13 protein-coding genes are annotated in these 12,251 nt (G+C 29.8%); all 13 read right to left on the reverse strand.

The window, feature by feature from the left end:
- Positions 1 to 27 precede the first annotated feature (27 nt).
- Positions 28 to 375, reverse strand: coding sequence for a 50S ribosomal protein L19 (rplS, locus tag KPL54_RS03160; protein ID WP_171296911.1), 348 nt, complete (start codon positions 373 to 375; stop codon positions 28 to 30).
- Positions 376 to 543: 168 nt separating this feature from the next.
- Positions 544 to 1,266 (reverse strand): tRNA (guanosine(37)-N1)-methyltransferase TrmD, encoded by a 723-nt coding sequence (gene trmD / locus KPL54_RS03165; protein ID WP_216104632.1) that lies wholly within the window; start codon positions 1,264 to 1,266, stop codon positions 544 to 546.
- Positions 1,263 to 1,757, reverse strand: a complete 495-nt coding sequence (gene rimM, locus KPL54_RS03170; protein ID WP_216104634.1) for a ribosome maturation factor RimM — start codon at positions 1,755 to 1,757, stop codon at positions 1,263 to 1,265. The genes trmD and rimM overlap by 4 nt, the downstream gene beginning before the upstream one ends.
- 83 nt (positions 1,758 to 1,840) lie before the next feature.
- Positions 1,841 to 2,068, reverse strand: coding sequence for a KH domain-containing protein (locus KPL54_RS03175; protein WP_216104636.1), 228 nt, complete (start codon positions 2,066 to 2,068; stop codon positions 1,841 to 1,843).
- Between the two features lie 34 nt (positions 2,069 to 2,102).
- On the reverse strand, positions 2,103 to 2,345 hold the full coding sequence (gene rpsP, locus KPL54_RS03180; RefSeq protein ID WP_071613237.1) for a 30S ribosomal protein S16: 243 nt from the start codon (positions 2,343 to 2,345) through the stop codon (positions 2,103 to 2,105).
- 48 nt (positions 2,346 to 2,393) lie between these two features.
- Complete coding sequence (ffh, locus tag KPL54_RS03185) at positions 2,394 to 3,743, reverse strand: signal recognition particle protein (RefSeq protein ID WP_216104638.1); 1,350 nt, start codon at positions 3,741 to 3,743, stop codon at positions 2,394 to 2,396.
- A 10-nt stretch (positions 3,744 to 3,753) separates the two neighbouring features.
- On the reverse strand, positions 3,754 to 4,101 hold the full coding sequence (locus KPL54_RS03190) for a putative DNA-binding protein (RefSeq protein ID WP_171296907.1): 348 nt from the start codon (positions 4,099 to 4,101) through the stop codon (positions 3,754 to 3,756).
- Positions 4,102 to 4,200: 99 nt separating this feature from the next.
- Positions 4,201 to 5,112 (reverse strand): signal recognition particle-docking protein FtsY, encoded by a 912-nt coding sequence (ftsY, locus tag KPL54_RS03195; protein WP_216104640.1) that lies wholly within the window; start codon positions 5,110 to 5,112, stop codon positions 4,201 to 4,203.
- A gap of 52 nt (positions 5,113 to 5,164) precedes the next feature.
- The gene (gene smc, locus KPL54_RS03200) at positions 5,165 to 8,719 is read right to left on the reverse strand and encodes a chromosome segregation protein SMC (RefSeq protein WP_216104642.1); all 3,555 of its coding nucleotides are present in this window, start codon (positions 8,717 to 8,719) and stop codon (positions 5,165 to 5,167) included.
- A gap of 223 nt (positions 8,720 to 8,942) precedes the next feature.
- Positions 8,943 to 10,052, reverse strand: coding sequence for an elongator complex protein 3 (locus tag KPL54_RS03205; RefSeq protein WP_216104644.1), 1,110 nt, complete (start codon positions 10,050 to 10,052; stop codon positions 8,943 to 8,945).
- Positions 10,045 to 10,746 carry a ribonuclease III gene (rnc, locus tag KPL54_RS03210; RefSeq protein ID WP_216104647.1) on the reverse strand — a complete coding sequence of 234 codons (702 nt, stop codon included), beginning with the start codon at positions 10,744 to 10,746 and terminating at the stop codon, positions 10,045 to 10,047. Before rnc ends, KPL54_RS03205 begins: the two co-directional genes overlap by 8 nt.
- Before the next feature lie 56 nt (positions 10,747 to 10,802).
- The gene (acpP, locus tag KPL54_RS03215) at positions 10,803 to 11,033 is read right to left on the reverse strand and encodes an acyl carrier protein (RefSeq protein WP_071613244.1); all 231 of its coding nucleotides are present in this window, start codon (positions 11,031 to 11,033) and stop codon (positions 10,803 to 10,805) included.
- A 54-nt stretch (positions 11,034 to 11,087) separates the two neighbouring features.
- Entirely contained in the window at positions 11,088 to 12,095 is a 1,008-nt protein-coding gene (gene plsX, locus KPL54_RS03220) for a phosphate acyltransferase PlsX (RefSeq protein ID WP_216104649.1), read from the reverse strand.
- Positions 12,096 to 12,251 lie beyond the last annotated feature (156 nt).

A 12,251-nucleotide genomic window follows, 5' to 3' on the forward strand; every position in this document is an offset into this window, starting at 1 on the left:
AAAAAGGGACTTTTCAGCCCCCCCATTTTATCTCATTCTTTCTTTAACCTTAGCAGATTTACCAACTCTATCTCTTAAGTAGAATAGTTTAGCTCTTCTAACTTTACCTAATCTTACAATTTCAATTTTTTCAATTACTGGAGAATTAACTGGGAATGTTTTTTCAACACCAACACCAGATGCTACTCTTCTTACTGTGAAAGTTTCTCTGATACCGCCATTTTGTCTTTTAAGAACGGTTCCTTCGAAAACTTGGACTCTCTCCTTGTTACCTTCACTAATTTTAATGTGAACCTTAATTGTATCACCTACATTAAATACTGGTAAGTCAGTTCTGATTTGTTCTGCTTCTATTGATCTTATAATTTCTAACATGTGCATTCCCTCCTAAAATTTTATTGTGACGTTCGTACTCATTAAATTATGGCAGAGGAGCGCCCGTACTAGCACAAACTATATTTTATCATAAATATATATATATATCAACATAAAATTGTCTTTTATTCTTATATTAAAGATATTTAAGCTGCAAATAACTATTCATTATTCTATTTTTTGTTTATCACTTAATAATTTTTTATCTTCTTTCGTAAGCTTAAGTTTTTGAAACAAATCTAGTCTTTTTTCCCTAGTGATTAATAATGATTGCAGTCTTCTCCACTTTCGTATGTTTTCATGATGCCCAGATATCAAAACCTCCGGAACTTTTTTCTCTTCAAAACATTCTGGTCTTGTATAATGTGGGTACTCAAGTACCCCGTCATAAAAAGATTCCTCTGTATAACTCTCCGTGCAAGATAATACTCCTGGGATTAACCTACAAATGCTATCCACAATAGGAATACATGCCATTTCCCCACCAGTCAAAACAAAATCTCCGAGAGACATTTCCATATCTATATACTCATAAGTTCGCTCGTCAATGCCCTCGTAATGACCACATACAAATATTAATTCTTTTTCCTTACATAGCTCTTTTGCAACATCTTGAGTAAATGTAATTCCTCTTGGTCCTAAAAATATTACTTTTCCACCATTTCTTAATTTAACATCACGAATTGAATCAACTAATGGTTGAACTTGCATTACCATACCAGCTCCACCACCATATGGAGAATCATCTACTTTTTTATGTTTGTCAATTGTGTAATCACGAATATTATGAGATGTTATATTAACTATGTTTTTCTCTATTGCTTTTCCAATCATACTATAATTAAAAATTTCAAACATTTCAGGGAATAGAGTTAATATATCTATTTTCATTCTTGCCATTCTTTTACTGGTTTAATTATTATTATATGTTTATTAATATCTACACTAACTACAATATTCTTAAGCACTGGAATAAGTAATTCCTCTTTTCCTTTAACCCAGTATACATCATTTCCGGGTGTATTAAGAACATCAAATACCTTACCTAGTTCTTCATCTGAGCCTTCCTCGAAGACACCACAGTCAAGCAAGTCAGCAACATAGTAGCTTCCCTCTGTTAGCTTAACTGCATCTTCTCGTTTAACCATCAGATACTTGTTTCTATATGTCTCTGCTTGTTCTATGGTATCTATGCCTTCAATTTTAAGTATTGCTTTATCTGCTTGAAGTTTACAACCCTCAACTTTTCTAATCTCACCATCAATATACACATTTTTTAATTTTTTAAATCTTTCGAGACTATCAGTTAACGAAAAAACTTTAACTTCACCTTTTAAGCCATGTGTCTTACCTATCGTACCTACGCTCATAAATTCTTTCATTTAAAATCCTCCTTTCAATATTATTTATGTTATAAATAAATCTCGATATTTAAATAAAATAAGAGTTAGGTTGAACCTAACTCTTACTTTATTTCAACAACTACCTTTTTATTTTCTTTAACAGCAGCTGCTTTTACCACAGTACGAATAGCTTTCGCTATTCTACCCTGTTTTCCTATAACTTTCCCCATATCTTCATGTGCTACAGATAATTCTAAAAGTACTGTATGCTCATGTGCTACTTCGTTTACTACTACCATTTCTGGTTTATCAACTAAATACCTTGCCAATACTTCAAGTAACTGCTTCATGGAAAACTCCTCCATTCATTACTTACAAACTTTTCTAGTTGACTGCTATTTTGCTAAGTAACCTTTTAACTGTATCAGATGGTTGTGCACCATTCTTCATCCATTTAGTTGCTTTTTCAACATCAATTTTAATAGTTGTTGGTTCTGTTGTTGGATTGTAGTATCCTATTTCTTCAATAAATCTACCATCTCTAGGAGATCTTGAATCTGCAACTACAACTCTGTAAAATGGAGCATGTTTAGCGCCCATTCTTTTTAATCTTATTTTAACTGCCATGTATATCACCTCCTTAAATCTGTATCTAGTAATCTATCAAGTGTTTTATTAAAAAGGCATTTTACCAAACATTCCTTTTTTGCCGGATTTTTGGAATCCTTTTGCTTGTTTCATCATTTTCTTCATCATTTCAAATTCTTTTATAACCTTATTTACCTGTTGGACTAAAGTACCTGAACCATTAGCAATTCTCTTTTTTCTAGATGAAGAACCACTAACCAAATTAGGATGTTTTCTTTCTGATGCAGTCATTGATCTTATGATAGCCTCACTTTTTCCCATTTGCTTTTCACCTTGAGATAAGTCTACACCCTGCAATTCCTTTTTATTGAACCCTGGAATCATTTCAACTATTTTATTAAGTGGTCCAAGTTTCTTCATTTGCTGCATTGATGCCAAATAATCATCAAAGTTAAATTCTTGAGATAACATTCTGTTACCAAGTTCTTTTGCTTCATTTTCATCAAAGGAATCCTGTGCTTTTTCTATTAATGATAGCACATCTCCCATACCAAGTATTCTTGATGCCATTCTATCTGGATAAAACACTTCCAAATCATTCATTTTTTCACCAGAACCAACAAATTTTATAGGTTTTCCAGTTATTGCTTTAATGGATAGTGCTGCGCCACCTCTTGTATCTCCATCTAATTTAGTCAAAATCACTCCAGTTATATCTAGCTGTGAATTAAAACTATCCGCTACATTAACCGCATCCTGACCGGTCATGGAATCTACTACTAACATTATTTCATTTGGCTTTACACTTAATTTCATATTTTGAAGTTCTTCCATTAAGTTTTCATCTATATGAAGTCTTCCTGCTGTATCTAATATAACTACATTATTACCATTTTCACGAGCAAAGTCTATTGATGCTTTTGCTATATCTACAGGACTCACTTTATCTCCCATGGTAAATACCGGAACTTCAATTTGTTTTCCAACTACTTGCAATTGTTTAATTGCAGCCGGTCTATATACATCACAAGCTACTAATAGCGGTTTTTTATTTTTTCTTTTAAGAGAAAGAGCAAGTTTACCACCCATTGTAGTTTTACCCGCACCTTGAAGCCCCACAAGCATTATAACTGTTAACCCACTAGTTGAAAACTCTAACTTGCTTTCTGAATTACCCATTAAACTAGTTAACTCATCATTAACAATTTTGATAACTTGTTGCCCAGGTGTCAAGCTTTGTAATACTCCATTACCTAAACACTTTTCACTTACATTTTTCACAAAATCTTTAACTACTTTATAATTAACATCAGCTTCTAATAATGCTAATTTCACTTCTCTCATAGCATCTTTAATATCTTTTTCGGAAAGCTTACCCTTACCCTTTAATTTTCTTATGGTATCCTGTAACTTAGAAGATAACCCTTCAAAAGCCATAATAAACCCCCTAAACATTCTCGATAATTTGTGTTTTTATGTCACATATAAGCTGATTCATTTTTTCATCTTTTATATTATTTTGTAATTCATCTAATTCTAATATTATATTGTCAAAGGTTTTCTTTAATTCATGGTCTTTATTTAATAATTTCAATTTTTCTTCATATACTAAAAGCGCGTTATCAGATCTTTTTATAGTATCATGAATAGCTTGCCTACTAGTATTATTTATTTCTGCTATTTCAGATAAAGACAAATCATTATTAAAATATAAATCCATTATGGTTCGTTGCTTTTGCGTAAGTAATTCTCCATAAAAATCTAATAATAGTGAAATTTCAAATCTTTTTTCCATTTCATCACCGACTCACAAATAATATAATATCAGAGTTTAAATGTAGTGTCAAGTAGTTTTACTTAACAGGCATATATTTTTATATTTTTTATATACACTTTAAAACAAAGCCTCTACGAAATCTTTAGAATTAAACTCTTGTAAATCATCAACCCCCTCACCAACACCTATATATTTAACAGGTATATTAAGTTGATTCTTAATCGATATTACAACGCCACCTTTGGCCGTGCCATCTAATTTAGTTAGTATTATACCATCAATCGGACATATCTCCATGAACTGCTTAGCTTGTTGAATTCCATTTTGACCAGTAGTTGCATCAATAACTAGTAGTGTTTCCATATGAGCCTCGCTGTATTCCCTTATAATAACTCTATTTATTTTTGCTAATTCATCCATAAGATTTTTTTTATTATGAAGCCTTCCTGCTGTATCACAAATTAGCACATCAACTTTTCTAGCTTTAGCTGCTTGAACAGCATCAAAAACTACAGCCGCAGGATCAGAACCTTCTTGGTGTTTTATTAATGGAACATCTGCTCTACTACTCCAAATTTCTAACTGATCAATTGCCGCTGCTCTGAATGTATCTGCTGCAGCAATAAGAACTTTATACTTTTTAGACTTTAATGATGATGCCATTTTACCAATGGAAGTAGTTTTCCCTACTCCATTAACTCCTATTACCAAAATTACCTTTGGTAGCTCTACATCCTTTATTTGATCTTCCTCTTCACCTAATATATCCATTAAAACTTCTTTTAAACATGGTATAATCTCTGATGGGTCTTTTATTTTTAATTCCTTTACTCTTTTTCTAAGTTTTTCAATTACATAAACAGAAGTATCTACACCTATATCTGATGTGATTAATATTTCCTCTAGTTCCTCATACAATTCATCATCAATTGTAATTGCTAAATTTAATACTTCACTAACTTTTTCTGTAATACTATTTCTAGTCTTTGCTAATCCATCTTTTAATTTATCAAAAAATCCTCCAAACATTTCAAGTCCTCCTTGTTTCTACTTTTATGAACAAAATGATTATTATAAATCTTTACTTTTTTAAATCAATGGATACTATTTTTGACACACCTTTTTCTTCCATAGTAACACCATACAATACATCCCCAGCCTCCATAGTTCCTTTCCTGTGGGTTATTATAATGAATTGAACATTGTCCGCAAATCTCTTTAAAAACTCTGCGTATCTAACAACGTTTGCATCATCGAGCGCTGCCTCTATTTCATCCAAAATACAAAATGGCGTTGGTTTCATTTTGAGTATTGCAAATAATAGTGCAATCGCTGATAAAACTTTTTCCCCACCAGACATTAAACTTATATTTTGAAGTTTTTTTCCTGGCGGCTGCACGTTTATATCAATTTTCGCTGTAAGTTCATCGCCCTCTGTAAGTATTAAATCTGCGCTACCACCTTTAAATAACTCCATGAATGTCTCATTAAAATTTTGTCTTAATATAATAAAATTTTCCGCAAATATTTTTTTCATTTTTTGCGTCATTCCACTTATTACAGTCAATAATTCATTTTTAGCTGATACTAAGTCTTCCTTTTGAGTATTCATAAATGTATATTTGTCTTTGACCTCTTTATACTCTTCAATAGCACTTACATTTATTTTACCGAGAAGTGTTATATCCCCTTTTAATGTTGCTATTTCATTTTTAAGTTTATGAATATCATCAATTTCTTTTTTAAATATTAGCGCCTCCGCATATGTTAGTTCAAAGTCCTCATTCAATTTTTTATAGTAATTATCCTTTTCCATACTTACTTTTGCTAGGGCTAATTGACACTTATATAAACTTTTTTCTGTTTTTTCAAGTATCGACGTAACATTATCAAACTGACCCACATTTGTTTTTATATTCTCTTTAATCTTAATCCTTTGAATTTCATAATCATCAAAGTTTTTTTTCATATCTTCTATGTTAATCATTATTTCATTTGCCTTTTTTTCTACACTTTGAATTGAACATATACTTGTTTCCTTATTTTTTATAGCCTCTTCTATTTCTCTAGAATACATAATTATTTTTTCACTTCGAGATAATATGTCTACATTCAATCTTTTTATTTCGGACTCCTTATTACGTAACGCCTCATAAATTCGAGCTTTTTTTATCTTAGACTCTGTAATTACTTCTTTTATATTATCAATTTCTTGCAATTTATCTTTTAATTTAAATTCAATTCTATTTAAATTTTGCTCTATTTCGTCTTTTAAATGTGTGAACTTAGTAACTAACATATTTTTTTCTTCAATTTCTATGTATCCTTTTTTAAGTTTACTATCTTCTAAAGATTTTTCAATATTTGAATTTCTACTATTGCTCTGCAATCTATTTGTATCATCCACTATTGAGTTTATTTTAGCCTCTTTTTTTGCTACCTCAATGTTTTCAAAGTGAATTTTTTCTCTTATTTTTAAATTTTCATCATCATATCTTAAAATTTCAGTTTTACCTTTTTTTATTTTTTCTAGATAAATAGTATTTTCCTTTTTTAGAGTTGATAAATCCTTATCTAATTCTTTAAGTTCTCTTTTTCTTCCAATTATACTTGATGTTTTTGTATATACACTTCCACCAGTTAGTGACCCACCAACGTTTATAACCTCACCCGATAACGTAACAATTTTGATTCTATGATTATTACATTTTGATATCTGCAAAGCTGAATCCATATCTTTACAGATAATTGTTCTCCCTAAAATAAATGCCATAACCTCACAAAATTTTTCATCATATTCTATAAGTTCGCTTGCTATTCCTACAAAACCTGGATTACTTTTAGTTTCATTATCAATGATAATCTTTCTGCCCTTAATAATGTTTAGTGGTAAAAATGTCGCGCGTCCAAGTTTATTTGCTTTTAAATAATTTATTAATGTTCTTGCCACGTTTTCATCTTTAGTTATTATGTGTGATATAGTACCACCCAAAGCAATTTCTAAAGCTACTTCTAAATACTTTTCGACCCTTATAATTTCACCAAGTACAAAACATTCATGAACGTTACCTATTTTACCTTCATTAACGTTTTGCATTAAGTTTTTTACCGATTTATTATAACCTTCATGTTTTTTCTCGAGTATTGTAAGCACATTAAAATTAGCTTCCGCCTTATTAATTTTAAAACTACAATTCTTCATATCTTTTTCATCCGTAGCTAAAATATTTTGAAGTTTAATTATTTCGATTTTATTTTTATCAAGTTGACTTTGACATTGTATTATCTTGTGCCTTACTTCTTTCATTTCATTTTCAAGCGTTATTTTTACAGTAAGATTCGCTTTTATTGAATTTTCAAGATCGTAAATAGTGTTTGTAAGCATAATTATTCTATTTTTAGATATATCTATGTTATTATTTAATAATAACAAACTATTGCTAGACACCATATTTCCGTTAATATTATTTTGTTTTTCTTCCTTAAGCGATTTAATTTCATTGCTTTCAATTTCTATATTTTCCTGAATCATTTTTATTTTTATTTCTTCTGATTTGATTTCTTCATCTATTTCTATTTGAATCTTTTTTATATTATTTAATGAATCCTCGGCTTTTGTGTTATTGTTTTTAAGTTCTAACAAACTTTTATGAGTTATACAACTCTCATTAGTTGTTTTATCAATGACTTTTTCTAAATTTTCTATTCTCTCATGAAGAATATTTATTTGTGAAATATTATTTTGATATTTTATTTTATTATCATAAAATAATTGTTTTTCTTCCTGGCTTTTATTTTCAAATTTTTCAAACTTATCATTTAATAATTCAACATCTTTCTTAAAAGATATTTTTTCTTCCGTAGTTTTTACAACTTCTACCTGTAAATTATCTAATTCATCATGTAATCCTTCCATTTTTTCTTCTACTTTAGTAATAGAATCAATAATTATGCTAACCTCTTTGCTTTTTAATTCTTCGAAAAGCTTTAGAAATCTTTTTGCCTTATCACTTTCATTCATTAATGGTTCCAATCGTTCCTCATAAGTACTTAAGATATCACTTATTCTAATTAAATTTTGATCTGTATTATCTAGTCTTTTTTCTGCTTCTTCTTTCCTTGTTTTATACTTAACAATTCCTGCTGCTTCTTCAAATAATTTTCTTCTTTCTTCAGCTTTACCACTTAAAATAGCATCAATTTTACCTTGACCAATAATTGAATATCCTTCTTTTCCTATGCCTGTATCCATAAAAAGCTGTTGAACATCTTTTAACCTACAAGATGTATTATTTATTAAATATTCACTTTCTCCTGAGCGATATAATCTTCTTGATATAGTTACATTAGCATAGTCAATATCCAATTCCGACTCACTATTATCAAGTGTTAACGACACCTGAGCTAGCCCCACTGGTTTTCTAAACTGTGTACCTGCAAATATAACGTCTTCCATTTTATCGCCTCTTAGGCTTCGCACACTTTGTTCTCCAAGGACCCATCTTACAGCATCCGAGATATTACTTTTCCCACTTCCATTAGGTCCCACTACTGCTGTAATACCTTTCTCAAATGTTAATTCAGTCTTATCTGCAAAGGATTTAAATCCTCTTATTTCAATTGATTTTAAGAACATGAAACACTCTCCTATTTTACCTAAATAACATTGGCAATACAAAACCTATAGTGAAAATAAAAACAATGCCATAAATTATTACCTTTGTATATTTATCTCTTTTTGCCTTTTTCATACGTCACCTCATATTTTAATTTTTCAATTTTTTTAATATAAAAAAGAATATATTACTGTAAATTTGTTAAATGCAATATATACTTTATTAACCTTTTAAGAATTGAAATTATATTTTATACACTAAATCAGAATTTTTTTTATACTTTATAGACACATACTCATATGTAGTCATAATAATACACTGTTCTTTTATTTTTATGCTAAGACTTCCACGTTTAACTGTAATATCTTGAGATACATCTATAGAAATTGTTTTTAATCTATTTTTTAGTTCATTAAAATAAATTTTTCCATTAGCATAGAGCTTTGAAATATCTTTTGGATTAATTTTTACTAAAGCCCTATCTTGAATAACCTCTTTATTAAAACTATTCATGATAACATCATATATTAAATCACTATATATGCTACCCTCAACCAGCTCTCTAAATGCAGGATGAAATGGTCCCGCAACAAGATCATGTCCCTCTGATATCTCACTTGTAGGTTGTAATCCTATTCTAATAACATTTATTTTATTTTGGGTCAACATGATATAAATAATCTTACTTATATTTACCGCCTCACTTAGTGAATAAGGTTTAAATTTATGCTCTATGTACATTTTTTCCATTTGAGTGTTTTTAATCACAAGAGCAGGATATATACGGCAAATATCTGGCTTAAGAGCAATAACTCTTTTAGTTGTCTCAATATCTTTAGTTATATTATCTCCTGGAAGGCCTATCATTATTTGATGTCCTAAAGTGAAACCATATTGCCTTATAAGCTTAGATGCATATTCTACATCTGACGCAGTATGACCCCGTCCAGATTTTAACAGCACCTCTTCATCCATAGATTGCACTCCAAGTTCTATAATATCTACAGAGTACTTTTTTAAATTTTTTAATATATTATCATCAATGTAATCTGGTCTTGTAGATAACCTAATATATTTTATTTTATTATTATCTTTAAACTTTTTAGCAACAGTTAATAATTCTATTTGTTTTTCTATTTTTATAGCTGTAAATGTCCCTCCAAAAAAGGATACTTCGATAATAGCATCATCATACTTTATGGTTTCAAGGTATTCATTTATTGTTTTTTCCACATACATTGCATCGACTTTCGATTTTGTGCCTGTTATACTATCTTGATTGCAAAATACACACTCATGGGGGCACCCTTCATGTGGAACAAATATAGGAATAATGTAATGCAAATTACTCATGTACATCATCCTTATTTACCATAACCTCTTTAGCTGCATTTTGTTCTGCTTCTTTTTTGCTAAACCCTTGCCCTGAACCTTTCACACAATCATTTATCAAAATATTAACAAAAAACTTTCGTCTATGAGGTGGTCCTTCAAATTTTACAAGCTCATAACAGATATTCACTTCTCCATTTTGCTGAAATATCTCTTGAAGTTTTGTCTTATAATCTAAAATTATCTCATTATTAATTGCTTTCTCAATAGTTGTTTTAAAGTTATTAAGTATAAACTCCTTAGAATACTCTATTCCTTTATCCAAATATACGGCAGCAAGCACTGCTTCAACACAATCAGCAAGTATCGACACTCTATTTCTACCGCCAGTAATTTCTTCACCTTTACTCATGTTCATATATAAACCAAGTTCCCAACTATTGGCTATATCACAAAGCGAATTTTCGCACACGATCAGTGACCTAATTTTAGTTAAATAACCTTCAGGTTTCTGCGTAAAACGACTATATAAGTGTTCAGATATTATAAGCTGCAATACGGAATCCCCCAAGAACTCGAGTCTTTCATTAAACTCAACCTTCTTTTTTTGATTTGCATAAGAACTATGGGTAATTGCAGTTTTTAATAAATCCTTATCGCTAAAATTTAATTTCAGTTTATTTTCAAGGTCTTGTAATTGTATATCATTTTTCATAATCATTACTCCTTCTCGGAAGTTTATTTTAAAAATTTTATCCGTAGTTATATCACTTATTCCTCAGAATGAGCTTTAATATATTCTACTATATCACCAACAGTGGCAATTTTCTCAACATCTTCATCAGGAATTTCTATATCATATTTTTCCTCAAGTTCCATAATTAATTCTACAATATCAAGAGAATCTGCACCTAAATCATTCATAAAAGATGATTCTATTTTTATTTCTTCCTCATCTATATTTAACTGTGATGATATACATGCTCTAATTTCTTCAAACATAATTTTCACCTCCTTGTATTTTTATATCTTACATAATAATCACCAGTATCCAATTTATGCTTTTTCCTTATCTGATAGCTTTTCAATTTCTAGTTTTAATTTGTCAACAACATTATTATCATAAAATATTGTTGCCTGTTTAATTGCATTTTTAAAAGCTTTGGCATCTGAACTTCCATGAGCTTTTATGCAAATACCATTTACTCCAAGAAATGCAGCTCCACCATATTCTTTATAATCGAAGTCTTTTTTAAACTTTTTAAAGACTGGTTTTAATAACATACCACCAATCTTAGTTCTAACTGATGCCATTATACTTGTTTTTAATAAATCAAATATAGTAGAAACAGTACCTTCATATAATTTTAAAATTACATTTCCAGTAAACCCATCACATACTAAAACATTAACGTCTCCAGTCGGAATTTCTCTAGCTTCCACATTGCCTACAAAATTTAAATTTGCTTCCTTCAATAACTTAAACGTCGCTTTAGAAAGTTCATTCCCCTTTTCTTCTTCACTCCCTATATTTACAAGGCCTACAGATGGATTAACTACATTTAAAATATTTTCAAAATATATTTTTCCCATAAGTCCAAATTGCAATAAATAATTGGGTTTGCATTCTGCATTTGCTCCACAATCAATAATCATAAAAGGCATTTTTTTACCTGGCATTACTGGTGCTAAAGCCGGTCTATTTATTCCCTTTATTCTTCCCACTATAAGTGTACATCCAGCCAAAAATGCGCCTGTACTTCCTGCTGAAATAATGGCATCTGCCTCTCCATTTTTCACAAGATTTAAGGCCTTTACTAAACTAGAATCTTTTTTACGCTTAACAGCCATTACCGGATGCTCACTTACATCAATCACTTCTGTAGTATTAATAATTTTTATTTTATTAGTATCATAGGTATGCTTTTTTAACTCTTCTCTTATTAAATCTTCACTGCCAGTTATTAATATATTTATATTGTATTCTTTTATCGCTGCAATACAACCTCCAACCACAGCATTTGGAGAGAAATCTCCACCCATTCCATCTACAACAACTACCATTTTAAACCCTCACTTTGAATCTTCCAAATAAACGAATAAATATATATTTATTTATTTGGTTATTTATTTGTTTACTTATATTATATACCATATTATTTAAATATCTATAGTCTTAACAATGCTAAAATGCAAATATAATTATATTTGTATTTAAAA

Origin of the sequence: Clostridium estertheticum, assembly GCF_018861295.1 — a bacterium.
GTDB classification, from domain to species: domain Bacteria; phylum Bacillota; class Clostridia; order Clostridiales; family Clostridiaceae; genus Clostridium_AD; species Clostridium_AD estertheticum_D.

Bases quoted from the DNA above. Each gene is read 5' to 3' on its own strand.
- rnc (WP_216104647.1), bottom strand. From the start codon at position 10,746: ATGAAAAATGATATACAATTACAAGACCTTGAAAATAAACTGAAATTA.
- ftsY (WP_216104640.1), bottom strand. From the start codon at position 5,112: ATGTTTGGAGGATTTTTTGATAAATTAAAAGATGGATTAGCAAAGACT.
- trmD (WP_216104632.1), bottom strand. From the start codon at position 1,266: ATGAAAATAGATATATTAACTCTATTCCCTGAAATGTTTGAAATTTTT.
- plsX (WP_216104649.1), bottom strand. From the start codon at position 12,095: ATGGTAGTTGTTGTAGATGGAATGGGTGGAGATTTCTCTCCAAATGCT.
- smc (WP_216104642.1), bottom strand. From the start codon at position 8,719: ATGTTCTTAAAATCAATTGAAATAAGAGGATTTAAATCCTTTGCAGAT.
- KPL54_RS03205 (WP_216104644.1), bottom strand. From the start codon at position 10,052: ATGAGTAATTTGCATTACATTATTCCTATATTTGTTCCACATGAAGGG.
- rplS (WP_171296911.1), bottom strand. From the start codon at position 375: ATGTTAGAAATTATAAGATCAATAGAAGCAGAACAAATCAGAACTGAC.
- rpsP (WP_071613237.1), bottom strand. From the start codon at position 2,345: ATGGCAGTTAAAATAAGATTAAAAAGAATGGGCGCTAAACATGCTCCA.
- acpP (WP_071613244.1), bottom strand. From the start codon at position 11,033: ATGTTTGAAGAAATTAGAGCATGTATATCATCACAGTTAAATATAGAT.
- ffh (WP_216104638.1), bottom strand. From the start codon at position 3,743: ATGGCTTTTGAAGGGTTATCTTCTAAGTTACAGGATACCATAAGAAAA.
- KPL54_RS03190 (WP_171296907.1), bottom strand. From the start codon at position 4,101: ATGGAAAAAAGATTTGAAATTTCACTATTATTAGATTTTTATGGAGAA.
- rimM (WP_216104634.1), bottom strand. From the start codon at position 1,757: ATGAAAGAATTTATGAGCGTAGGTACGATAGGTAAGACACATGGCTTA.
- KPL54_RS03175 (WP_216104636.1), bottom strand. From the start codon at position 2,068: ATGAAGCAGTTACTTGAAGTATTGGCAAGGTATTTAGTTGATAAACCA.